Here is a 23,027-nt window from a genome sequence, read left to right as displayed (position 1 = left end):
TCTGGCACAGCGCAATCGCGAGCAGGCTCGCTCCCACAGGGAGAGGCGCATTCGGTATATTCCTTTTCTTTTTTCAGCTCGGTACGCCCATGTCGTCCCTGACACCCTTGAACCACCTGATTACCCGCTTCCAGGAACAGACGCCGATCCGCGCCAGCTCCTTGATCATCACGCTGTACGGGGATGCCATCGAACCCCACGGCGGCACGGTGTGGCTGGGCAGTCTGATTCAGTTGCTCGAACCCATCGGCATCAACGAACGGCTGATCCGCACCTCGATTTTTCGCCTGACCAAGGAAGGCTGGCTGACCGCCGAGAAAGTCGGGCGTCGCAGCTACTACAGCCTGACCGGCACCGGTCGCCGGCGTTTCGACAAGGCCTTCAAGCGCGTCTACAGCTCCACCGTTCCGGCATGGGACGGTTCGTGGTGCCTGGTGATGCTCACGCAACTGACCCAGGACAAGCGCAAACAAGTGCGCGAAGAACTGGAGTGGCAAGGTTTTGGTGCGATCTCGCCGGCGGTGCTGGCCTGTCCGCGCAGTGATCGGGCCGATGTCAACGCGACCTTGCTCGACCTTGGCGCCCAGGAAGACACCATCGTTTTCGAAACCACCGCGCAAGACGTGCTGGCCTCCAAGGCCCTGCGTCTGCAGGTACGCGAGAGCTGGAACATCGAGGAGCTGGCGGCCCATTACAGCGAGTTCATCCAGCTGTTCCGACCGCTCTGGCAAGCGCTTCGCGAGCAGGAAAACCTGCAGCCGTCCGACTGCTTCCTGGCACGGGTCCTGCTTATTCATGAGTACCGCAAACTGCTGTTGCGCGACCCGCAGCTGCCGGACGAATTGTTGCCCGGCGATTGGGAAGGGCGCGCCGCCCGGCAGTTGTGCCGCAATATTTACCGGCTGATCTACGCCAAGGCCGAGGAATGGTTGAACAGCGCACTGGAGACCGCCGATGGTCCGTTGCCGGATGTGGGCGAAAGCTTCTATCGGCGTTTTGGCGGGCTTAAATAACCCGCTTGTTGTCGAAGGAGCGTCCCTGTTCAGGAGAACCCGTGGATTGGCGTAGATAATAAAAACAAGCCTGCGTGAGGCCCGACATGATTTCTTCAATTGCACAGCGCCGTGATGGCTTCGATCAGTGGATTCATCAGATCAACCAGATCTGTGGCGCCTTCAACGCGCAGCCTCTGGGTGACGAGTTTGCCGGACACATTCGCGAGCACCAGGACGGCGCGCTGAAGCTCAGTTTTGTCGATGCCCGCCAGGCTCGGCTGTACCGCACGCCTCAGGAAGTCGCGGCGGGCGAGGGTGGCAAATACTTTGCGGTGTTCCAGCTCGATGGCACCGCCGGTATGGCCCAGGGCGACAGCAAGGTGTTGCTGTCGGCCGGGGATATCACGCTGATCGACGCCTCGCGCCCCAGCGACTTTACCTACAGTGAAAACTCGCGGCAGTTGTCCTTGATTCTTCCCTCGCAACTGGTCGAGCAAACCCTGCGCTTCAGTCAGGTCAAGTGCGGCCACCGGATTGCCGCGACATCGCCCATCGCGATGCTGTCGCACCGTCTGATTCTGGACGCCACGCACCAGCAATGCCTGAGCCGGGCAGAAAGCGAAGCGACGCTGGAGGCGATTGTCAGCCTGCTGCGTCCGGCCATCAGCCACAGTGAAGCGTGCACGGATGTGCAGGAGCGCCTCTTTCGCAAGACCCTGGGCTTTATTGATGAGCACATCCGCTCGGAAGACCTTTGCCCCGAATGGCTGGCGCGAGAAGTGGGCATGTCGACGCGTGGGCTGTACCGGATGTTCGCCAGGAAGGGCCTGGTGGTTGCGCGGTACATCAAGAATCGTCGGCTGGATTTGTGCGCGGAGTCCCTGCGCCAATCGCGTACGGAGCAGAAGTTGTCGGTGCTGGGGTATTCGTGGGGCTTTTCCGATTCGAGCTACTTTTCCACGGCGTTCAAATCGCGGTTCGGCATTTCGCCCGGTGAATACCGCAAAAAACACGCCTGAGATCCAATTGAATAAACACCTAACTCCTGTGGGAGCGAGCAAGCGCGCCCCCACAGGGTTGTGTGTGTCTTACTTCGGCGCGTTGAGGTTCAACGTCGGCGTCTCATCAAAGAAATTCCACGGCTTCAACAGCACATGCACCCACTCGGTCGGCATGATCGGCCATTCTTCCGCGCGGGCGATGTGCGTGGTGCCGGTGGTCAACCAGACCACATCATCGGCGTTTTCGATGGACTGATTGTCGTGGGTGAACTGCCCAAGTCCCGCGTCCTTGTCCGAACGGTTCGGGTATTTGCCTTCCGGGTACTTTTCTTCCGGGTTGTAGCGGGTCACCCACAGTTGTTTGTCCATGAAGCTCAGGCGGTGATAGAGCCATTCATCCTTGCCGAAGTTAGCACCCTTGGCCACCGGGTGCGTGCCGCCCGCATACGGAATCAACTGATAGGAAACCGGGTTGCCGACTTTGTTTTCCTTGCTGAAGTTGGTCAGCAGGCGAACGGTCGAGGGGTCGAATTTCTGCGCGGCCTGCTGTTCAGTGCCGACCACTTGTTGCTCGGTCTGCATGGTGCTGGTCCGCGGTCCGCCACGGTCGTTCGGGGCCACCACCGGGTTCACTTCCACCAGTGAGTTGTTTTCACCGTCCACGTCCATGTCGAGGCGGAAGTTGTAGATGTGCTGGTGCGTGGTGCCGACGATGTTGTGGTCCAGCAGCGTGCCGTAGCGCGTGTCTTCCTTGGCCGTGGCTTCATGCATGGTTTTCGATTTAACACCCTTGACCGCTTCGATCCCGGTGGCGCCGGCGTCGATGCCGATGGTGCCGTTCTGCTGGAAAACCCAGTCGAAGATGTAGTCGTAGTTGCCGACGGTGCTGATCCAGCGCACCACCAGTTCTCGCCGTTCGGTGCTGAGGTTGGGCTGGCCCATTTCCTGGTGTTTGTATTCCGGGCCGGCGTAACGCTCGAACACCGCCATGGCGCGGGGAATCGAGGTGGGTGCGCCGGTGTAGTCGGCAATCGTGGCGTCCAGCAGCACGGCGTTTTCCGGCGCGTCCTTGCCGCGCGCAATCGGCGAGGTCAGTGTGCCCATGCCGTAATCGCCCGAGTCGAGATAGGCCTTGAAGTACCACCCGCCATCGGGGTCGCCGTAGGGCACGATCATGCCGCCGAGCGAACCTTCGTACATGATTTTGCGTTTCTTGCCCTTGTCGTCATACGTGACCGTGGACAGGATCGGACCGACCCGGGAATCGAGGCGAACGTGGAAATCCCAGTTCTGCCAGTGAATGCTGTTGCCGGTGATGGTGTAGTTTTTCCCCTCGGGCTCGGTAATTTCCAGCGGCTTGACCGACGTGCCCTTGCGCCCGCGCCCGTCGTACGGCGTGGGTTTCATCGGCACCGGAATGACCGCGTCGTCTTCGATCTTGATCAGCTTCTTCTGTTCCAGGTCGACAATCGCCACCAGACCCTCGATCGGGTGCGCCCAGTAGTTACCGTCACCGGTATTCAGATAGCTGACGATTTTCAGCAACCGCTTGTCCTGCGCCAGGCCGTCCTTGCCGTCGAAGTAACCGACCGTCAACGGCGTGGCCACGACCTTTTTCACGTCGGTGATCCCGCGTTTGGCCAGCGCCTGCGCATAGTCGGGGCTCGCTTCGATGGCGGATTGCACCGTCGCGAAGTCATCCAGCAGGACCATGCCGTGGGCGCCTTCGACGGGTTTCCACGACTTGAGCGTCTTGCTGTCGAGATCGACCAGGCCCTCGATCACATGCTTGCCGTCGAGCACCACGATGTTGGCCTGACGCGGCTGGGCGACGTTCTGCCCGGTGTAGACGAAATTCCACACCTGCTCCTTCGGCGGCTCGTTGACCGAGACTTCGGTGAAACGGAAACCGGGTTTGTAGTGCTCCGATTGCCTGATGATCTCGACAGCGGTCTTGATCTCGTCCGCGCTCAGCGGGTTGAGCGGGTTGGGGCGTGTCTCGACGACAAACGTCTTGTCCAGACCGGACTGGAACACCTGATTGATAAAGTCCTTGGACATGAAGGCGATCTTGCCCTTGAACACCACCGGTACGCTCAGCTCCATCCGTTTACCGTTGAGCACCGCCACTTTGCTGCCCGGCTTGACCTTGAGATAAACGCCGTCCTTGGCAATCACGAACAGATCGGCGTAGTCGTCCCATTTGACGGTTGCGCCAAACTCTTCAAGACCCGATTGCAACGGCACCATTTCAGCGGCGCCACCGTGGGCACTGGCCTGGTTGACCCAACACGGCAGGCCGAGCGTGGCAAGGCTGATGGCCAGCGCGAGGCGGGCGAGGGGTTTTCTTTTCAGTGAGGCAAAGGAGGTGAACATGTCTGGGGTTCCTGGACGAAAGCCGATGACTGGCATTAGCACACTTTGCTACAGCCAGTGACTGGCTTCTTTTGGATGCCTGCCAGAATCCTTTGGCTCCGTGCCTAAATCAACTTTCCCGTTGATCTGCCTCGGATTGGAATCCATTGCTTCCAGTTAATAGGAAGCATTACTATTCACGCCCCATCTCCACAGCACACCGCAATGTCCCCCAAGCTGCCCCGCAGACACGGCTTTTTCGAGCATTACGAAGAGTTGGTTGGCACCTGGACCCGTCGCCTGAGAAATCGACAGCAGGCCGAGGATCTGGCCCACGACACCTTCGTGCGGTTGCTTGAGTCGGATTCGGCGGTGGTGGCGCAGCCTCGGGCGTATTTGCACCAGACTGCGCGCAATATCGCGGTGGATGGTTATCGGCGTGAGGATCGACGGGGTGCCATGGAGTCGGAGGCGATCGATCACAGTGTGTCGTCGTCCGGCGACCCGGAGCATTTCATGCAGGCGATCCAATTGGCTGATTGCATCGAACGGGCGCTGGCCGAGCTGCCGGTCAATTGTCGCAAGGTGTTTGTCTGGCAGAAGATCGAAGGCCTGACCCAGGCCGAAATCGCCGAACGCCTGGGACTGTCCAAGAACATGGTGGAAAAGTATATGATCCGCACCCTGCGGCATCTGCGCGACCGCCTCGACGGACTGCAATCATGATGTGCGTTGGCTTTTGCAGGAGCTGGCGAAGCCTGCGATCCTTTGATGTTCGGCGATTTCAACACCGCCAAAAGATCGCAGCCTTCGCCAGCTCCTGCACGAAACAAAGGCGCCGCGCCTTCTCACCCCCAGCCAAACAGGAACTTCCATAATGGATACTCGTGATTGTGCGTGCGGGCAAACAACGGTTCGCGATGAGGCGGCGCAGTGGTTTGTGCGTTTGCAGGAACCGGCCGTCGATGTCGAAGAGCGTCGACGTTTTGAGCTTTGGCTGAACGAGCACTCTCAGCACCGCGATGAATTTCAATTGCTTCAGGGCCTGTGGACCGCCGCAGACCTGGTGCCACGTGCGCGACTGCAAGCCTTGTGCGAAACCCCGCCGGTGCGCCGCAAACGTCATCCGCTGGTGCGTTATGCCGTGGCGGCCAGTGTACTGGCCGTGGCGCTCGGCCTGGGACTGTTCAGCGGCTTGAATCAACCCACGTCTTACACCGCCGAGTTTTCGACGGCCCTGGGCGAACGTCGCCAGGTGGCGTTGCCGGACGGTTCGGTGATCGATCTGAACAGCCGCAGCCGCCTTCAAGTGCGCTATGAAAAAGGCCATCGAGACATTGAGCTGATGGAAGGCGAGGCGATGTTCAGCGTCGCGCACGACAGCGATCGGCCGTTCGTGGTCGAGGCGGGCAGCGGCAAAGTCACGGTCACCGGGACCCGCTTCGATGTGCGTCGCGGCGTCAGCGACACCCGGGTCGTGGTGGAGCAAGGTACGGTCAAGGTTCAGGGGCGCGGTGCGCCCGACAATGAATTCATCAGCCTCACTGCCGGCCTCGGTACACGTGTCGACGCCCAGGGCACCGTCGCGGCGGCGTATGCCGTTAACCCGGCGGAACTGACCGCCTGGCGCAGCGGCAAACTGGTGTTCAACAACGCCAGCCTTGCCGAAGTGGCTGAGGAAGTGTCGCGCTATCGGGAGAAACCCCTCACCGTCGGCAACGACAAAGTCGGCAATCTGCGCCTGACCAGTGTGTTCAAGTCCGACAATACCGACGCGCTGCTCAAGGCCTTGCCGAACATCCTGCCGGTATCCGTGCGCACCCTCGATGACGGCAGTCAGGAAATAATTTCACAATAAATTCAGGTTTTTTTCGAGTTCATCGTCTTCTAGCCTAACTGCAACTGGTTTGCATTAACAAACGCATACTCTTGCGATCCACAGGGCTAGGTTCGACGTGAAAAAAAACACCGCTAAAAACAACGCTGCTCGAAACAACAAACGTCCTTGGTTGCCGCTGGCCCTTGCGCTGGCGGTCAACGTTGCGCTGCCTCAGGCCTTTGCCGCCGATGCCATTCACATTCCGGCGCAACCCTTGGGTCAGGCGCTCAGTGAACTCGGCCAGCAAACCTCGTTGCAGGTTTTTTTCAGTCCTGAACTGGTCGCCGGTAAGCAAGCCCCGGCGGTGGATGGCAACCTCTCGCCGGAACAGGCCTTGCGCCAGTTGTTGCAAGGCAGCGGCCTCGAGTATCAGATCGACGAGGGGGCGGTGACCCTGACCCAGGCGTCGACTCCCGCCGCCAACGGCCCGCTGGAACTGGGCGTGACCGACATCAAGGTGGTCGGCGACTGGCTCGGCGACGCCGATGCCGCCGTGGTGCAAAACCACCCCGGCGCGCGTACGGTGATCCGCCGCGAAGCCATGGTCGAGCAGGGTGCGATGAACGTCGGTGACGTGCTCAAGCGTGTGCCCGGTGTGCAAGTGCAGGAAGCCAACGGCACCGGCGGCAGCGACATTTCCCTGAACGTCGGCGTACGGGGCCTGACGTCGCGCCTGTCGCCACGCTCCACGGTGCTGATCGACGGCGTGCCGGCAGCGTTTGCCCCTTACGGCCAGCCGCAGCTGTCCATGGCGCCGATCTCCTCGGGCAACCTTGAAAGCATCGACGTGGTTCGCGGCGCCGGTTCCGTGCGCTACGGGCCGCAAAACGTCGGCGGTGTGATCAACTTCGTGACCCGCGCCATCCCGGAAAAAGCTTCCGCCGAAATCGGCACTACCCTGGAAACCTCCCGACACGGTGGCTGGAAACACATCGATACGGCGTTCGTCGGCGGAACGGCGGACAACGGCATCGGCGTGGCGCTGTTGTACTCGGGCGTGAACGGCAACGGTTACCGTGAGCGCAACCAGGGCAACGACATCGACGACGTGATTCTCAAGACCCATTGGGCACCGACCGATGTCGACGATTTCAGCCTCAACCTGCATTACTACGACGCCAGCGCCGACATGCCCGGCGGCCTGACCCAGGCGCAATACGATGCCAATCCGTTTCAGTCCGACCGCAACAACGACAACTTCAGCGGACGTCGCAAGGACATTTCCTTCAAGTGGACGCGGCAGATCGATGACCGCACCCAGGCCGAAGTGTTGACCTACTACTCCGACAGCTTCCGTGGCAGCAACATCGCCGCCCGCGATCAGAAAACCCTTGGCTCGTTCCCGCGCACTTACTACACCCTCGGCATCGAACCGCGGGTGTCCCATGTGTTCGACGTCGGCCCGACCACCCAGGAAGTCAGCGTCGGTTATCGCTACCTCAAGGAAGCCATGCACGAAGAGGCCAGTCGTCTGGCGCTGGTCAACAACGAGCCGGTCGTGACCAAGGCCTCGGACGGCCATGTCTATCAGGACCGCACCGGCGGCACTGAAGCCAACTCGGTGTACATCGATAACAAAATCGACGTCGGCAACTGGACGATCACGCCCGGTATCCGTTTCGAACACATCAGCACCGACTGGCACGATCGCCCCGTGCTCGACACCGCCGGCAAGCGCGTGCAGGAAAAGAATCGCAGCATCGAAAGCAACGAGCCGCTGCCGGCCTTGAGCGTGATGTATCACCTCTCCGATGCCTGGAAGCTGTTCGCCAACTACGAAACCTCGTTTGGCAGCCTGCAGTATTTCCAGCTCGGCCAGGGCGGCACGGGTGACGAACCCGCCAATGGCCTGGAGCCGGAGAAGGCCAAGACCTACGAGGTCGGCACGCGTTACAACGATGACGTGTGGGGCGGCGAAGTGACGCTGTTCTACATCGACTTCGATAAAGAGTTGCAGTACATCAGCAACGACGCAGGCTGGACCAACCTCGGCGCAACCACGCACCAGGGCATCGAGGCTTCGGTTCACTACGACATGGCGGCACTGGACCCACGGCTCGACGGCCTGACCGCCAACGCCGGGATCACCTACACCCGCGCCGTTTATGAAGGCGAGATTCCCGGCTTCAAGGGCCGCGACCTGCCGTTCTATTCGCGCCAGGTTGCGACTGCCGGCCTGCGCTACGACATCGACCGCTGGACCTATAACCTCGATGCGTTTGCCCAGTCCAGACAGCGTTCGCCGGGCGTAGCGGTGAATGCCAATGGCAGCTTCACCAACAACTACATCACCGAAGGCACTGCCGACGGCCAGTACGGCGACATTCCGGGTTACGTCACCTGGAACGTGCGGGGCGGTTATGACTTTGGCGCGCAACTGTCGAACCTGAAGGTCGGTGCCGGGGTGAAAAACATTTTCGACAAGCAGTACTTCACCCGCTCCAGCGACAACAACTCGGGCATGTACGTCGGCGCGCCACGCACGTTCTTTGTGCAGGCAAGCGTCGGCTTTTAATGCACGAGCGATGATTAACCTGTGGCGAGGGAGCTTGCTCCCGCTGGACTGTGCAGCAGTCCCATTTTTCGGGGCCGCTTCGCACTCCGGCGGGAGCAAGCTCCCTCGCCACAATTAATCGCAGTGCTTTTCAGACCTTCAACACTTTCCCGCCGATAGCGACGGCCACCAGCAACAGCGCCATCAACCCGAAGGCAAAACTCAAGCTGCTGCCGTGGGCGATGAACCCGATCACCGCAGGCCCTGCCAGAATTCCCGCATAACCCAGTGTTGTAATGGCCGGCACTGCCACGCTTTCCGGCATCACCGTCTGTTTGCCCACGGCGGTGTACAGCACTGGCACGATGTTCGAACAGCCAGCCCCCAGCAGTGCATAACCCACCAGCGCCAGCTCCCAGCTCGGTGCGAATGTCGCGAGAAACAGGCCGCCGGCGGCCGTCAGCCCACCCAACACGATCACCCGTGTCGCACCAAGGCGGTGGACAATCGCGTCTCCGGTCAACCGGCCCACGGTCATGGTCAACGCAAATGCGGCGTAGCCCAAGCCTGCGTACGCCGTGTCGATCCCGCGTTCCTGCGTCAGGAATACTGCGCTCCAGTCGAGCGCCGCGCCTTCGGCGAGGAACACGATGAAGCACATTCCGCCGATGAACAGCACGATGCCGTGGGGAACGGCAAACGCCGGCCCCGAACGTTCACTGCCATACGGCAACATGTGCGGCGCGGCTTTGCACAGCGCGATCAGCAGCAGCACGACCACCACCAGCATCGCCCCCAGCGGCGAAACCCCGAAGCCGAGCAAGGCGCTGACGCCCGCCGCACCGACAATCCCGCCCAGGCTGAACAGCCCATGGAAACCCGACATCATGGTCTTGCCGCTGGCCCGTTCGACGATCACCGCTTGCAGGTTCACCGTCGAATCCACCGTGCCCAGGCCCGCGCCGAACATGAACAACGCGGCGATCAGCGCCGGAATCGACGACACCGTCGCCAGCAGCGGCAGCGCCGCACAGATCAACAGGGTGCCACCGACCGCCACCCGCCGGCAGCCGAAGCGCGTGGCCAGAATCCCGGCCATCGGCATCGCCAGAATCGAGCCCACCCCCAGGCACAACAACAGCAGGCCGAGGGTTCCTTCATCCAGCCCGGCCCGCGCCTTGGCGTAAGGCACCAGCGGCGCCCACGCGGCAATCCCGAACCCGGCGATGAAAAAAGCCACGCGCGTGGACATTTGTTCCAGGCGTCCGGGCACGAAGGTGGTCTGGGTGTTGAGGTTGGTCATATCGATCCTTGGCAAAAAACGTCGCGTCCCCAAGGGACAGTGACTCACCGGTGAGGTTCGATCAGCGTCCGGACGGTTACGCGTTCAGGCAGGGTGACATCCTTGCACAGCTTGTCTCGGTTTCGCGATATGTTGCACGCCTGCGATGGTTATACGGGAGGCGTCATGACGCCGTTCTACGATGCTCGAGGCAACATCTATGCGGTAGTGGCGCCTGACGCGGTGCGTCGCGAAGGGATCGATTTACCGGAACAGGCCGGTCTGGCGGCGCAAACCCGCGCGGCATGGGCGAAGTCGGCCATCGAGGCATTCTGCGCCTGGGCGCCGGGCACGCAACCGGCCGGCAGCAAGGACCATCGCTGCGATGGGCTACTGGTGGGGCCGTTTCAATCAGCGCCGCCGTTCGATCTGTTGATCGTCAACACCGACGGCACATTGGCTGAGCGCAGTGGCAACGGGTTGACGATTTTCTCTCAGGCGCTCAGCGACCAAGGGCTTTTTCCGGACCGCGAAGCCTGTGTGCTCAGGGTTCATCACGACAAGGCCGATACGCCTTCACCGGGTGAAACGTCGGTGAGCGCCGCGCAGGTCGAGGGCGTTCAGGGTTTCTGGCTGGACCTGGGCAAACCGGCGTTCGGGCCTGAGGCGGTCAGTGCGCACGGGGTTGAAGGGGTGACAATGAACGGTCGTGAACTCAGCCAGGTTCAACCGCTGTCGGCACTGGAGCCGGCGTGGTCCCGCAGCCAGTTCGTGCGGGTCGGCAATCCGCACTGCGTGACGCTTGTGGAGGACGCGCAGGCATTGCCGTCCAATGAGCAGATGCGCGAGGGGAGATTGTCCGAAGGCTTGACGCAAATTGCCTACGCCATGCCGACGGGAGCAGGGCGGCCGTGCCCGGCGGGTATCAATTTGCAATGGGCGATGCGGGCGTCAGAAGGGCGAGTTGTCGCTCGAGTGTTTGAACGCGGGGAAGGCCCGACCGCGTCGTCCGGCACCAGTGCGAGCGCAGTAGCGTGTGCGGCGTGGCGGGTGGGCTGGGTGGCGGCGGGTGAGGTGAGCGTGGCGATGCCCGGTGGTACGGCGCCGATTTTGCTGGAGGAAATGGGCGGTGAATTGAGTCGGGTCAGCCTGTTCGGTACGGCGCGGTTGATGCGGTGATCTCAGGGGCGCCTTCGCGAGCAAGCCCACACACATTAGATCTCTGTCCGACACATAATTTATGTCCACTGAAGATCAAATGTGAGAGCGGGCTTGCTCGCGAAGGCGCCATTACTGTCGAAGCAAAATTCAGGGTTGCTCGCCAAAAAACTCCACCACCGGCATCTGCCGCTTCATCAATACCTTCCCGCCACGAACCGAATACAGCGGCAATCCCTGACTGCGGATCACCTCGTAATCGCTGTCCGCCGACAAAATCAGCAAATTCGCCGGCCGTCCGCGCTCCAGTCCATAACGCTCACCCAACGCCATGGCCTTGGCGCTGTTGTCGGTCACCAGGTCCAGCGCGCTTTGCAGGTTGCGATACCCCAGCATGTGACAGATGTGCAGACCCGCTTCGAGCACCCGAAGGATGTTGCCGTTGCCCAGCGGATACCAGGGATCGACGATCGAGTCCTGGCCGAAACACACGTTCATCCCCGCTTCGAGCAACTCGTTCACCCGGGTCACGCCGCGGCGTTTCGGAAAGTTGTCGAAGCGTCCTTGCAGGTGAATGCTTTCGGTCGGGCAGGAAACAAAACTGATCCCCGAATGCCCGAGCAGGCGAAACAGTTTGGCGCAGTAAGCGTTGTCGTAAGAACCCATGGCCGTGGTGTGGCTGGCCGTGACCCGCGAACCCATGTCGCGGCTGCGGGCTTCCTCTGCCAGCACTTCGAGGAAGCGCGAATGAGGGTCGTCGGTTTCATCGCAATGCACATCCACCAGGCAACCTGTGCGCTCAGCCAGGTCCATGAGGAATTTCACCGAGCTCACGCCCTGGTCGCGGGTGTATTCGAAATGCGGAATCCCGCCGACCACGTCCGCGCCCATGCGGATCGCTTCTTCCATCAGTTCGCGACCGTTGCGGTACGACTCGATGCCTTCCTGCGGGAACGCGACGATTTGCATGTCGACCAAGTGCCGACTTTCCTCGCGCACTTCGAGCATCGCCTTCAGCGCGGTGAGCTGCGGGTCGGTCACGTCGACGTGGGTGCGCACATGCTGGATGCCGTGGGCGGCGAGGGTCTGGATGGTTTTCTTGGCCCGGGTCTTGGTGTCCTCTTCGGTGATCGTGACCTTGCGCTCGCCCCAGCATTCGATGCCTTCGAACAGCGTGCCGCTCATGTTCCAGCGCGGTTCGCCGGCAGTCAGCGTGGCGTCGAGGTGGATGTGCGGTTCGACGAAGGGCGGCACCACCAGGTTGCCGCCGGCGTCCAGGTCATCGGGGCCCAGGGTCGGCGCTTCGGTCTGACGGGCAATGTTGCTGATCAGGCCGTTTTCCAGGTGCAATTCATGCAGGCCTTCTTGGTTGCGCAGGCGGGCGTTGATGATGTGCATCAGGTGAATCCTTTTAGAGATCTTGTAGTGGTGCGTTGGCGGCACGGGCACCGAGTACGCCAGTCAATATCACATACGTTAGCGCGGCAGCGGCAATCCCTACCAGCGGCGCGACCCATGGCGAACCGAACGCGGCAACCGTGCCGACCGCATAAGCGCTCAGACCCGGCCAGTTGAATGCCGGTAGCCGAGCATCGGCCAGTCGAGGATATTGACCACGGTAGCGAAAGAAAAAGTCCGCCATGATCACGCCACCGATCGGCGGAATCACGGTGCCCAGCAGAATCAGGTACGGCACCAACAGATCGTACATGCCCAGCAATGCCAGCAGCGTGCCGATCACCGCGCCGGACAGGGTCACGGTCTTGCGACGGCGGGTGCGCAGCAGGTTGCAGCCGGCGACGGCGAAGTTGTAGATGGTGTTGTCCTGGGTGCTCCAGATGTTCAGCAGCAACATCGCCATCGCAGCCATGGCGAAGCCTTGCAACAGCAACACTTCGACGACATCGGGTTGCTGATAAACGATGGCCCCGTAGGCGCCGATCAGCACCATCAGTCCGTTGCCGATGAAGAAACCGATCAGGCTCGCCAGCACCGCGACCCGCGCCGAGCGGGAAAAACGCGTCCAGTTGGTGGCTTGCGTGGCGCCGCTGACGAAGGTGCCAAACACCAGGGTGATCGCGGTGGACCAGTCCAGCGTGCCGGTCGGAACGACGGCCAGCAAACCATCGAGCCCGCCGACTTTCACCGTCGCGACCCACATCGACAGCATCAGCAGCAACATCATGGCCGGCACTGCGATGTATGAAAGGATTTCCAGTCCGCGATAACCGACATAGGCCGTGGCGCAAAACGCCAGGCCGAACAGCACCATCAGACCCAGCACGGTGCCTTCGCTCAACTCGAAATACTTGCCCAGCACCACGGCCGCCGTGGCGGTGCCCCAGGCGTACCAGCCGATCTGGGTGAAACCGAGGATCAGGTCGCTGAGTTTGCTGCCCACTTCCCCGAAGCAGAAACGCCCCATCAGCACTGAGTTGAGCCCGCTCTTGAAGGCGATGTAGCCCAGCGCTGCGGCGTAGATCCCCAGCAGCAGATTGCCGACGATGATCACCGCCATCATCTCGCCGAAACTGAACGCCACACCGAGCTTGCCGCCAGCAAACATGGTGGCCGTGAAGAAGGTGAAACCCAGCAGCACCATGGCGGTGGAGGCCAGGCCTTTGCGGGCGTGCATCGGCACTTCGCTGAGGGGGTAGTCGTTGCCGGGATCATTTTGCGTCATGGGGGCGTTCCTTGCTGAGTGGGTGACGCGGAGGGGTTGCAGTGGTCGTGCCAAGCGGGTGGATGCCGTTATGTATAGACGAGCGGAGAGGATTGGGGCGGGGGAAGGGCACGAAACCGGTGCAGCTGAATGAACACAGGAACCATGTAGGAGCGAGCTTGCTCCCACAGGGGGATATTCGTTTTTTCAGAAAGAGGGCAAGAACCGCAACAACGCCGCGACGATGGCTTCGGGCGCATCCTCCTGAACCAGATGCCCGGCATTGGGGATCGGGTGAAACTGCGCCCCCGGAATCATCTGCTGCAACGCCTGCCCCCGCTCGATGGGAATCCACTGGTCATCTTCACCCCAGAGAATCTGCACCGGGCAGCGAATGGTCGGGTACAGTCCCTCAACTTCGCGGGTATAGCGCTCATCCATTTGCGCGATCTGCCGGTAAAACCCCGCTTGCCCCGGATCGCCCAGCCACGGCTGGACGTAATGGGCGAGTTCCTCGTCGGGGATTTCCCGCTTGATCGCCCCACGAATGTAGGCCGGCACGATCGCCCGCTGAATGTAATCAGGCAGTCCGCTGAACGCCGCCTCATGCTGGCGCACATGCTGCACAAACGGCGAACCCCAGGGCGACAGCGCCACCGGGTCGATCAGCGTCAGGCTGCGGTAATTCTTGCCGTTCAGCAGATGCGCGCGCAGCACCGTGGCGCCGCCGAAATCGTGGGCCACCACATCCGGGCAGTCCAGGCCCCAGTGCTCCAGCAGTTGCGCCAATAGCTCGTTCTGTACACCAAGGGACACATCACCCTCGACCTTCTCGGACAGGCCATAACCCAACAGGTCGAAGTAATGCACCCGGTGTGACGTGATGAAGTGCGGCGCAATCCGGTGCCACACATACGAAGAGAAGGGTGTGCCATGCACAAACACCAGCGGCGGGCCGTCCCCCCGCACGGCGTAGCGAACGGAGTGCCCGTTGAAGCGGTAGGTCTGAGCGAGCGGCCAGTCAGTCATGGGTGCGTCCTCTTGGCGGGTACCAGCCAAAAAGCATAGGCATAAAAAAACAGCCAGTCCCGGCAGTTTTTTTGATCTGTCGGATCAGCGGGATGAATACCTGTGATTTGTGACAGTAGACGGCTTTTGGGCGCAGATGCTATCCAGAGTCCATGGACAATTTCAGCCTGCATCACGGAACACCGAGGCTCGCGGTCATCGACCCGCGCGGCCTCGTTGTGCGCAGCGTGACGTACTGGCGTGGGGAGAGTGGGCAAACGCCGCAGGCGCGGGTGACGCGGCAGGGGTTCGATGCGGCGGGGCGTGGAGTTGAGCAGTGGGATGCGCGGTTGTCCGCGCCGGCATTGAGGCATTGTTTCAGCCTGACCGGCAGGGTGGTGGCGACTGACAGTGTCGATGCCGGTTGGCGGGTGGCTTTGTTTGGTCAGGCCGCTCAGGTGTTGAGCGGGTGGGACGGTCGGGGTACTCGGCAAGAGACTGAGTACGACACGTTGCTGCGTCCTCTTGTCGTGATGGAACAGGCACGGGTTGTGGAGCGCTTCGAGTACGGAACCTGTGGTCCCGAAGCGAATCCGGGAAACCAATGCGGCCGGTTGATCCGCCATGATGACCCGGCCGGTACACGGCATATGCCGGAGTACGATTTGCTGGGGCTGGCGCTGAATGAAATCAGCCACTTTCTGGCCGCTCTCGATCCACCGGACTGGCCGCAGGAGAGCTCCGTACGCGATGGGTTGCTTGAACCCGCCCCCGGCTTCGAAAGCCGCTGGACCTACAATCCGCTCGGCGATCTGCTGAACCTCTCCGACGCCAAAGCCCATCGTCGCCACTTCACCTACACCGTGGCCGGCCAGCTCAAGGACGGCTGGTTGCAACCGGCGAACACCGCCTCGCCCGGACAATGCCTGGTGCACGACATCCGTTATAACCCTGGTGGCAAAGTCGAGCGGGAAACCGCTGGCAATGGCGTGGTCACCGAGGCGCAGTACGCGCTCGATGATGGCCGTCTGCTGCGCTTGTGCGCCGGGTTGCCGAACGCCGCTCCAGTGCAAGACCTTCGCTACACCATCGACCCGGGTGGCAACATTGTCCAGATCGACGATCACGCACTGCCAATCCGTTACTACAAAAACCAGCGTATCGACGCTCAATGCACCTATGGCTACGACACGCTGGGACAGCTAACCCACGCTACGGGTTGGGAAGCCGAAAAGTCATCCTTTTATCCCTTCGCGCCGTACCACCCCTCGACCAACCCTGATGCCGTGGTCAACTACCGCGAAGAATACGACTACGACGCGACGGGCAACATGATCGAACTGCGGCATCTCGGTGCTCAACCGTTTACCCGCCGATGGGCCGTGGCCACGAACAGCAACCGCAGCCTGCTTGAGGGCGATCAGCCACCGGATTTCGTCAGTCATTTCGACGCCAACGGCAACCTGCAGTTTTTGCAGCTTGGCCAAACCCTGGCCTGGGACCTGCGCAACCAGTTGTCCCGCGTATCGCCAGTGGTGCGCGAAGGCGAAGACGATGACACTGAAATTTATGTGTACGGCGGCGGGGGCAAACGCCTGCGCAAGGTCCGCACCGCACTGGCCGCCGCCCACACCGTGATCGCCGAAGTGCGCTACCTGCCGGGGCTGGAGATCCATCATCGTCCGGGCGGCAAGCAGCATGAAGTGCTCGACCTGGAGGCCGGACGCAATCGGGTGAACTGGTTGCACGGCGCCGATGTGCCGGAGCATTCGTTGCGCTACCACCCGACCGACCACCTCGGTTCCGGGACGCTGGAACTCGGTGAACAGGCCAAGGTGCAAAGCCGGGAAGTGTATTACCCGTTTGGGGGGACAGCCTGGGAGGATCACAGCGATCAGAGCGGCGCATACAAAACCATTCGTTATTCAGGCAAGGAACGCGATGCGACCGGGTTGTATTACTACGGTTATCGGTACTTTGCGCCGTGGTTATGCCGCTGGATCAACCCGGATCCGGCGGGGGCGGTGGATGGGTTGAATGTGTATTGCTTTGTGGGGAATTCGCCGGTGGGGAGGGTGGATCGAGACGGGAGAGTGGGTACTTCGGTTGATCGAAACGCTATAGCGCTTGATGTAGATGAAATTCTAGCGAGGTCAATAAATCCGGATGAGGTGGCTAAAGTAAACGAGTTGGTAAAAGAGCTTGATTCACCCAAAGCAGGGAGGACCCCATCATTCCTGTCATTGGACCTGGATAAAATACTCGCGCATCCGAGGCCTGAAGATGAGGCAGAACTGCGTAAAAATTGGGGGGTGGCGGTTAACACCTCAGGATCATCGTCGAAGCAAACCTCTTCCCAACATTTTTCCTGTCCGACATGCAACAAGGTGCTTTCGAGTTCTATTGCACTTGTTCGGCATGTACGTATTCATACCCAGGAAAAGCCATACGGCTGCTTTGATCCCTCATGCAAAAAAAGATTTTCTGTTTCTGGTGATCGTGCCCGGCATATGAAAATGCATGCTGGTGAGAAACATTTTAGTTGCACTGTCTGTGGCAAAGAATTTGCTGATAATCAGAAACTAACAGAGCATCGGTTAACACATAACAACGAAAAACTATTCACTTGTGATGTGTGTGACAAAAAATTTACTCAACTGAGAGGTTTGCAAGTGCACAGGCAAACACATAGTGATGAGCGTCCTTATAAGTGCGATTGGTCCGGGTGTGGAAGTTTATTTTCGAATGCGAGTAGTGCAGCCAGGCATAAACGAACACATATGAGCGAAAAGCTTCATTCCTGCAATCAAGAAGGTTGTGGTCGAGAGTTTTCGCGTAGGGACCATCTAAAAAGACATATGCTGACGCATACTCGTAATTAGGTGGTCCTGAAATCGAGCACAGTTAATTATTGGCTATGAAAAACCACCCTGTTGGATAGTCATTTATCAGTCCAACACTTACTCGCCGCGATAGATACAGCCGCTAGTGCACGTCTCATGAATCCGAATCGCACTTAGCTCCGGCAACAACGGCTTCAACTCACCCCAGATCCACTTCGCCAGCACTTCACTGGTCGGATTCTCCAACCCCGGAATGTCATTCAAATAGTTGTGATCCAAGCGCTCATACAGCGGCTTGAAGATCGCCTTGATCTCCGAGAAGTCACGAATCCAGCCGGTATGCGGATCAAGATCGCCACTCAGATGAATCGCCACTTTGAACGAGTGACCGTGCAGGCGGCCGCACTTGTGGCCTTCCGGGACGTGGGGCAGGCGGTGGGCGGATTCGAAGGTAAATTCTTTGAAGATTTCCACAGTGGTTTCAGCTCTGTCAGGTGGCGATCGCCGCGGCGATGTGGGCAGGCGGCGAGTTTAACAGTTTGTCCTGACTAAAGGGTCAGCAAGCGTTCGCCAAGTCGACCGTTGGCGGCCAGTTCGAGAAACTCATCGCCCAGCCTGCGACTTTCATCCATCGTCGCACGCCAGTATTTCTGCCGGCTCGGCGCATCGCCCATGAAGCGCTTGAAGTCGTTACGGTCCGGCAGTTTGCCGTAGGGCAGGCGTGCCAGGTATTCCTTCGACGGTGCCAGCAGCAGGACATCCTGCAAGCGCGTGGTGCACGCGCGGCGCCACGGCAGGGTTTTGTCGAACCAGCCGGGGATCACCCGGTCGGTGAAGTGCGGGTACAGCACGATGTCGTTGCCGCTGTAGGGCAAGTCGAGGTGATAGTCCAGCAGACCGCCATCGCGGAAGGTTCCGGCGCCAGCGCCGGGCAGGTCACGCACGCCTTCCATCACCATCGGGATCGAACCCGAGGCGAGCAGGGCCTGACGCAGGTTGCCGACATTCAGCGCGACGAAGCGTGACGGGAAGTCGTTCAGCGCATCGACCGGTGGCGCCAGGCGTGGGTCGTGGAGGATCAGCCGCTCGAAATGCCGCGATAGCCGTGCGCGACTGCGCAGGTTGTCGGCGATTACCGACGACAGGCCCAGCCCGAGGCGACCGCGATGATCATCCGCGAGCAGGCCGTGGCTTTTGACCACCATGATGTTCAGTCGGTAATGGGCGTTGTCCAGAATCGAGGCGTCGCGGCCGTCGAGCAGGTCATCGAGCATGCGCTGCGAGCTCTGGCTGATCTGCGCCATGGTCACGCCCTTGGCGAAATTCTGCTCGGTGTAGAGATGACCGAGACGGCGGATGCCTTCGGCGGCATCGGGCAGGCAGGCGCTGGCGAAGCGCCAGGAGCCGACCGATGCGCCGATCAGCGACCGTTCGCGTGGCGCGGCGGGCAGCCATTCGCCGAACAGCGCCAGGTCCAGGCCTTGAATTCCCAACGCCTTGGGCCCGCCAGCAGCGCCCGGCAATGTGCCGACATCGGCGGCGTTCAAACCGTGTTCACGGATGCGCGCGAAGGCGCGGGGACCGGCCTTGAGGGTCAGGGAAGGGAACTTGATGTGGATGGCGGTCATACCGGTCTCGATGTCTGGCAAGCGGGGGATTATAAGCGTGTCGCAACCAATCAATGTAGGCGCTGCCGAAGGCTGCGATCTGTTGATCTTGATTGTTGGCGCCTATGAAGCCGCCAAAAATCAAAAGATCGCAGCCTTCGGCAGGAGGGGGGCGTCAGTGATATCGTGATGCAATCATCGATGATGGCAATTCAGTTTCAATTAAGTTCGAATCGCTAAGGTGACTGCCGTACGCAACACATAAAAAATACGGAGACATCCCATGAAAACCCTGACTGCCCTGATCACCACCTCCCTCATTGCCATCACCGCCAGCCTCGCCCATGCCCGTGATTTGGGCCCCGACGAAGCTCTGCGGCTACGCGACGCTGGTACCATTGTGTCTTTCGAGAAGCTCAACGCCACGGCACTGGCCAAACACCCTGGCTCGACAATTACCGAAACCGAGCTGGAAGAAGAGTACGGCAAGTACATCTATCAGGTGGAGCTGCGCGACCCACAAGGCATTGAATGGGACCTGGAATTGGACGCTGTCAGCGGGCAGGTTCTCAAGGATCATCAGGATACGTAATGAAGGTGTGTTCATTTTCACGCATGGCGCTGGTGCTCCTGGCGTTTTGCTCGGTGGTCATGGCCCGCGACCTGGATCAGGACGAAGCCCTGCGCCTGCGTCAGCGGGGCGTGATCATGCCGCTCGAACAGTTGTTGAAGCAGGCAATGGACCGCTATCCCGGGTCGAAACTGCTGGAAGCCGAGCTCGAAGAGAAACACGACGTCTACATTTATGAAGTCGAGTTGCTGACCACCGAAGGCGTGGTCCGTGAGCTGGACGTCGACGCCATCACAGGCCAGTTACTGAAAGACAAGGAAGATTGACCGATGCGATTGCTGCTGGTGGAAGACCATGTGCCCCTGGCCGACGAACTGATCGCCGGCCTCAACCGTCAGGGTTACGCCGTGGACTGGCTGGCCGACGGCCGTGACGCGGTGTATCAGGGCAGCAGCGAACCCTATGACCTGATTATCCTCGACCTGGGTTTGCCGGGTTTGCCAGGGCTCGACGTGCTGGCGCAGTGGCGCAAGGGCGGGCTCACCACGCCGGTGCTGATCCTGACGGCGCGCGGCTCCTGGGCCGAACGGATCGAAGGCCTCAAGGCCGGTGCCGATGATTACTTGACCAAACCTTTCCATCCTGAAGAACTGCACCTGCGCATCCAGGCGCTGTTGCGCCGCTCCCATGGCAAGGTTAATCAACCGACGCTGCAATCGGCGGGCTTGCACCTGGACGAGGGGCGCCAATGCGTGACCCGCGATGGCGCCGACATCCAGCTCACCGCCGCGGAATTCCGCCTGCTGCGTTATTTCATGTTGCACCCCGAGCAGATCCTCTCCAAAAGCCACCTCGCCGAACACCTCTACGACGGCGAAACCGAGCGCGACTCCAACGTGCTGGAAGTCCACGTCAATCACCTGCGGCGCAAGCTTGGGCGCAGCGTGATCGAAACCCGTCGCGGCCAGGGTTATCTGTTTGGCGGTCAAGCGCAGTGAGGTCGATCCAGCGCCGCTTGAGCCTGGGACTGATCAGCGTGATGGTGGTCGTCGGCCTGGTGCTGGCGCAAACCAGTCTGTGGCTGTTCGAAGTGGGTTTACAGCGTTACCTCGAGGCGGGGCTGCGCAACGACAGCGAAGACTTGCTGGTGGCGCTGGTGCGCGGACCACAGGGCTTGCAACTGGATGAGCGGCACCTGTCACCGGCCTATCAGCGCCCGTTTTCCGGGCATTACTTTCGCATCGATTTTGCCGACAGCCATTGGCGCTCGCGTTCGTTGTGGGATCAGGAATTGCCGCGTCTCGACCATCCCGGCCTGCACAGCAACCTGCAACTGGGGCCGGAAGGCCAGCAATTGCTGGTTTTGCGTTCGGACTATCGCCGTTTGGGCCAGTCGATTTCCATCAGTGTCGCCCAGGACTACACCCCGGTGCGCGACAGCTTCAAGCGCATGCAGCAAGTGGGGCTGGGCCTGGGATTGGCGGGGCTGTTGCTGATTCTGCTGTTGCAGCGGATCACCGTGCGCCGCGCCTTGCGCCCACTGGAAAGGGCTCGCGAGCAGATTGCCCAGTTGCAGCAGGGGCAGCGTTCGCAACTGGATGATCAGGTGCCGGTGGAGCTTGAACCGCTGGTGGCGCAGATCAACCATTTGCTCGCCCACACCGAAGACAGCCTCAAGCGTTCGCGCAATGCGCTCGGCAATCTCGGGCATGCCTTGAAAACCCCGCTGGCGGTGTTGTTGAGCCTGGCGTCCAGCGAAAAACTCGACGCCCATCCCGAGCTGCGCAAGATCCTAAAGGCACAACTGGAACAGGTTCAGCAGCGACTCAACCGCGAACTCAATCGTGCCCGGCTGTCCGGCGATGCGCTGCCGGGGGCGCTGTTTGATTGCGATGCGGAACTGCCGGGATTGCTCGCCACGTTGAACCTGATCCACGGCGAACACCTCGACCTGAGCTATCGCGCACCGGCCGGTTTGCAGTTGCCATGGGATCGCGAAGATCTGCTGGAACTGCTGGGCAACCTGCTCGACAACGCCTGCAAATGGGCGGATGCCGAGGTGCGGTTGAGCGTGGTCGAGACGGCTGAAGGATTTCAGTTGAGTGTGGAAGATGATGGGCCGGGGATTCCCGAGGACCAGCGCGATCAGGTGTTCAGCCGGGGGACGCGGCTGGATGAACAAACGGATGGGCATGGGTTGGGGCTGGGAATTGTGCGCGACATCGTCGATACGTGGGGCGGGGGGCTGCGGCTGGAGGAGAGCGAGTGGGGTGGGTTGAGCGTTGTCATCGAGCTCCCCAAGCGCTGACAGCGATCCGAAGCCAACCGATAACCCTGTGGGCGCGGGCTCGTGTGGCGAGGGGATTTATCCTCGTTGGGTGGCGAAGCCGCCCCAAACACTGGGGCCTGCTTCGCAGTCCAACGGGGATAACTCCCCTCGCCACAAGTCGCTCCCATTGGATTGGCGTTAAACCCGGAACTGATCCATCAGACTCTGCTGCTGATTCGCCAGGCTATTCAACGACTGGCTCACCCGCGCCGACTCATTCGCCTGCCCCGACAACGACTCGGTCACGTCCCGAATCGTCGCCACGTTGTTGTTGATCTCTTCCGCCACCGCGCTTTGCTCCTCCGCCGCGCTGGCGATCTGCAGGTTCATGTCGCTGATCACCGTGACTGCGTCGCCAATCTGCCGCAACGCCGTGACCGCCTGGCTGACCTGCTCGACACTGCCCTGGGCCTGACGATGGCTGTTGTTCATCGACCCCACCACATCCTGGGTGCCGCTTTGCAATTGCTCGATCACCAGACGGGTTTCTTCGACAGACTCCTGGGTGCGTCGCGCCAGGTTGCGCACTTCGTCGGCCACCACGGCAAAACCACGACCGGCTTCACCGGCACGGGCGGCTTCGATGGCGGCGTTGAGGGCCAGCAGGTTGGTCTGCTCGGCGATGGCACGAATCACTTCCAGCACTGAACCGATCTTCTCGCTGTTCGCCGCCAGGCCTTCGACCTGCACCATGGCCGCGCTCATGTCGGCGGCGAGGTTGTCGATGCTGCTGGTGGTCTGGTCGATCACCGTCAATCCGCGGCGAGTCGCCTGGTCCGCGTCCTTTGCAGCCTGTGCCGCTTGCGCAGCGCTGCGGGCGACGTCCTGGGCGGTGGCGCTCAT

Annotated in this window: 18 protein-coding genes and 1 pseudogene; 11 read left to right on the top strand and 8 right to left on the bottom strand. The window is 60.7% G+C overall.

The features are described 5' to 3' along the window. Positions 1–89 precede the first annotated feature (89 nt). Together paaX and feaR are read left to right on the top strand one after the other, a co-directional pair. Positions 90–1,013, top strand: coding sequence for a phenylacetic acid degradation operon negative regulatory protein PaaX (paaX, locus tag ACM1ZW_RS30670; RefSeq protein ID WP_017339736.1), 924 nt, complete (start codon positions 90–92; stop codon positions 1,011–1,013). Positions 1,014–1,099: 86 nt separating this feature from the next. Further along, entirely contained in the window at positions 1,100–2,014 is a 915-nt protein-coding gene (feaR, locus tag ACM1ZW_RS30665; RefSeq protein WP_017339735.1) for a transcriptional regulator FeaR, read from the top strand. Between the two features lie 69 nt (positions 2,015–2,083). On the opposite strand, the gene tynA is transcribed toward feaR, so the two are convergent. Continuing rightward, positions 2,084–4,372, bottom strand: coding sequence for a primary-amine oxidase (tynA, locus tag ACM1ZW_RS30660; RefSeq protein ID WP_414878004.1), 2,289 nt, complete (start codon positions 4,370–4,372; stop codon positions 2,084–2,086). Positions 4,373–4,576: 204 nt separating this feature from the next. Between tynA and ACM1ZW_RS30655 the strand changes: the two genes are divergently transcribed. From ACM1ZW_RS30655 to ACM1ZW_RS30645, 3 genes are all read left to right on the top strand, one after another. Next, positions 4,577–5,077 carry a sigma-70 family RNA polymerase sigma factor gene (locus ACM1ZW_RS30655; protein WP_017339733.1) on the top strand — a complete coding sequence of 167 codons (501 nt, stop codon included), beginning with the start codon at positions 4,577–4,579 and terminating at the stop codon, positions 5,075–5,077. Positions 5,078–5,225: 148 nt separating this feature from the next. Then, the gene (locus ACM1ZW_RS30650; protein WP_416740863.1) at positions 5,226–6,209 is read left to right on the top strand and encodes a FecR family protein; all 984 of its coding nucleotides are present in this window, start codon (positions 5,226–5,228) and stop codon (positions 6,207–6,209) included. Between the two features lie 97 nt (positions 6,210–6,306). Further along, a complete protein-coding gene (locus ACM1ZW_RS30645) occupies positions 6,307–8,745 on the top strand; it encodes a TonB-dependent siderophore receptor (RefSeq protein ID WP_017339731.1) in 2,439 nt (812 codons plus the stop codon). Between the two features lie 130 nt (positions 8,746–8,875). Here the strand turns inward: ACM1ZW_RS30645 and ACM1ZW_RS30640 are convergent, their stop codons facing one another. Then, on the bottom strand, positions 8,876–10,027 hold the full coding sequence (locus tag ACM1ZW_RS30640; protein ID WP_017339730.1) for an MFS transporter: 1,152 nt from the start codon (positions 10,025–10,027) through the stop codon (positions 8,876–8,878). A gap of 165 nt (positions 10,028–10,192) precedes the next feature. Here ACM1ZW_RS30640 and ACM1ZW_RS30635 point away from each other — a divergent pair, with 165 nt between their 5' ends. Continuing rightward, positions 10,193–11,185, top strand: coding sequence for a diaminopimelate epimerase (locus ACM1ZW_RS30635; protein ID WP_017339729.1), 993 nt, complete (start codon positions 10,193–10,195; stop codon positions 11,183–11,185). A gap of 129 nt (positions 11,186–11,314) precedes the next feature. On the opposite strand, the gene codA is transcribed toward ACM1ZW_RS30635, so the two are convergent. The 3 genes from codA to ACM1ZW_RS30620 all read right to left on the bottom strand — a co-directional run bounded on the left by codA (position 11,315) and on the right by ACM1ZW_RS30620 (position 14,855). Continuing rightward, a complete protein-coding gene (gene codA, locus ACM1ZW_RS30630; protein ID WP_017339728.1) occupies positions 11,315–12,562 on the bottom strand; it encodes a cytosine deaminase in 1,248 nt (415 codons plus the stop codon). Between the two features lie 13 nt (positions 12,563–12,575). Further along, on the bottom strand, positions 12,576–13,847 hold the full coding sequence (gene codB / locus ACM1ZW_RS30625; protein WP_414878001.1) for a cytosine permease: 1,272 nt from the start codon (positions 13,845–13,847) through the stop codon (positions 12,576–12,578). A gap of 186 nt (positions 13,848–14,033) precedes the next feature. Further along, entirely contained in the window at positions 14,034–14,855 is an 822-nt protein-coding gene (locus tag ACM1ZW_RS30620) for an alpha/beta fold hydrolase (protein ID WP_414878000.1), read from the bottom strand. 152 nt (positions 14,856–15,007) lie between these two features. Here ACM1ZW_RS30620 and ACM1ZW_RS30615 point away from each other — a divergent pair, with 152 nt between their 5' ends. Then, on the top strand, positions 15,008–17,716 hold the full coding sequence (locus tag ACM1ZW_RS30615; protein WP_416739946.1) for a C2H2-type zinc finger protein: 2,709 nt from the start codon (positions 15,008–15,010) through the stop codon (positions 17,714–17,716). 78 nt (positions 17,717–17,794) lie between these two features. Here ACM1ZW_RS30615 and queD read toward each other — a convergent pair whose 3' ends face one another. Together queD and ACM1ZW_RS30605 are read right to left on the bottom strand one after the other, a co-directional pair. Then, complete coding sequence (gene queD, locus ACM1ZW_RS30610) at positions 17,795–18,151, bottom strand: 6-carboxytetrahydropterin synthase QueD (RefSeq protein ID WP_017339724.1); 357 nt, start codon at positions 18,149–18,151, stop codon at positions 17,795–17,797. Positions 18,152–18,225: 74 nt separating this feature from the next. Then, a complete protein-coding gene (locus ACM1ZW_RS30605; protein WP_414883231.1) occupies positions 18,226–19,305 on the bottom strand; it encodes a patatin-like phospholipase family protein in 1,080 nt (359 codons plus the stop codon). A gap of 262 nt (positions 19,306–19,567) precedes the next feature. Between ACM1ZW_RS30605 and ACM1ZW_RS30600 the strand changes: the two genes are divergently transcribed. The 4 genes from ACM1ZW_RS30600 to ACM1ZW_RS30585 are packed head-to-tail and all read left to right on the top strand — an operon-like array spanning position 19,568 to position 22,163. Next, complete coding sequence (locus ACM1ZW_RS30600; RefSeq protein ID WP_416739945.1) at positions 19,568–19,876, top strand: PepSY domain-containing protein; 309 nt, start codon at positions 19,568–19,570, stop codon at positions 19,874–19,876. Then, on the top strand, positions 19,876–20,181 hold the full coding sequence (locus tag ACM1ZW_RS30595; RefSeq protein WP_414883232.1) for a PepSY domain-containing protein: 306 nt from the start codon (positions 19,876–19,878) through the stop codon (positions 20,179–20,181). Before ACM1ZW_RS30600 ends, ACM1ZW_RS30595 begins: the two co-directional genes overlap by 1 nt. Before the next feature lie 3 nt (positions 20,182–20,184). Beyond that, the gene (locus ACM1ZW_RS30590) at positions 20,185–20,853 is read left to right on the top strand and encodes a response regulator transcription factor (RefSeq protein WP_416739944.1); all 669 of its coding nucleotides are present in this window, start codon (positions 20,185–20,187) and stop codon (positions 20,851–20,853) included. After that, a complete protein-coding gene (locus tag ACM1ZW_RS30585; RefSeq protein ID WP_017339719.1) occupies positions 20,850–22,163 on the top strand; it encodes a sensor histidine kinase in 1,314 nt (437 codons plus the stop codon). Before ACM1ZW_RS30590 ends, ACM1ZW_RS30585 begins: the two co-directional genes overlap by 4 nt. A gap of 159 nt (positions 22,164–22,322) precedes the next feature. On the opposite strand, the pseudogene ACM1ZW_RS30580 reads toward ACM1ZW_RS30585, so the two are convergent. Further along, positions 22,323–22,919: pseudogene (locus ACM1ZW_RS30580) on the bottom strand (methyl-accepting chemotaxis protein); the annotation flags it as partial. Between the last annotated feature and the right edge of the window lie 108 nt (positions 22,920–23,027).

The organism is Pseudomonas sp. NFX71 (assembly GCF_048079215.1).
Lineage (GTDB): Bacteria > Pseudomonadota > Gammaproteobacteria > Pseudomonadales > Pseudomonadaceae > Aquipseudomonas > Aquipseudomonas fluorescens_B.
Note: the sequence above shows the minus strand (reverse complement) of the source record. Positions and strands in the feature narration are given on the sequence as shown.

Excerpts from the sequence above, each read along its gene's own strand:
- ACM1ZW_RS30590 (WP_416739944.1), top strand. The coding sequence starts at position 20,185 with ATGCGATTGCTGCTGGTGGAAGACCATGTGCCCCTGGCCGACGAACTG.
- ACM1ZW_RS30600 (WP_416739945.1), top strand. The coding sequence starts at position 19,568 with ATGAAAACCCTGACTGCCCTGATCACCACCTCCCTCATTGCCATCACC.
- tynA (WP_414878004.1), bottom strand. The coding sequence starts at position 4,372 with ATGTTCACCTCCTTTGCCTCACTGAAAAGAAAACCCCTCGCCCGCCTC.
- ACM1ZW_RS30655 (WP_017339733.1), top strand. The coding sequence starts at position 4,577 with ATGTCCCCCAAGCTGCCCCGCAGACACGGCTTTTTCGAGCATTACGAA.
- ACM1ZW_RS30620 (WP_414878000.1), bottom strand. The coding sequence starts at position 14,855 with ATGACTGACTGGCCGCTCGCTCAGACCTACCGCTTCAACGGGCACTCC.
- codB (WP_414878001.1), bottom strand. The coding sequence starts at position 13,847 with ATGACGCAAAATGATCCCGGCAACGACTACCCCCTCAGCGAAGTGCCG.
- ACM1ZW_RS30605 (WP_414883231.1), bottom strand. The coding sequence starts at position 19,305 with ATGACCGCCATCCACATCAAGTTCCCTTCCCTGACCCTCAAGGCCGGT.
- codA (WP_017339728.1), bottom strand. The coding sequence starts at position 12,562 with ATGCACATCATCAACGCCCGCCTGCGCAACCAAGAAGGCCTGCATGAA.
- ACM1ZW_RS30640 (WP_017339730.1), bottom strand. The coding sequence starts at position 10,027 with ATGACCAACCTCAACACCCAGACCACCTTCGTGCCCGGACGCCTGGAA.
- paaX (WP_017339736.1), top strand. The coding sequence starts at position 90 with ATGTCGTCCCTGACACCCTTGAACCACCTGATTACCCGCTTCCAGGAA.
- feaR (WP_017339735.1), top strand. The coding sequence starts at position 1,100 with ATGATTTCTTCAATTGCACAGCGCCGTGATGGCTTCGATCAGTGGATT.
- ACM1ZW_RS30595 (WP_414883232.1), top strand. The coding sequence starts at position 19,876 with ATGAAGGTGTGTTCATTTTCACGCATGGCGCTGGTGCTCCTGGCGTTT.
- ACM1ZW_RS30615 (WP_416739946.1), top strand. The coding sequence starts at position 15,008 with ATGGACAATTTCAGCCTGCATCACGGAACACCGAGGCTCGCGGTCATC.
- ACM1ZW_RS30635 (WP_017339729.1), top strand. The coding sequence starts at position 10,193 with ATGACGCCGTTCTACGATGCTCGAGGCAACATCTATGCGGTAGTGGCG.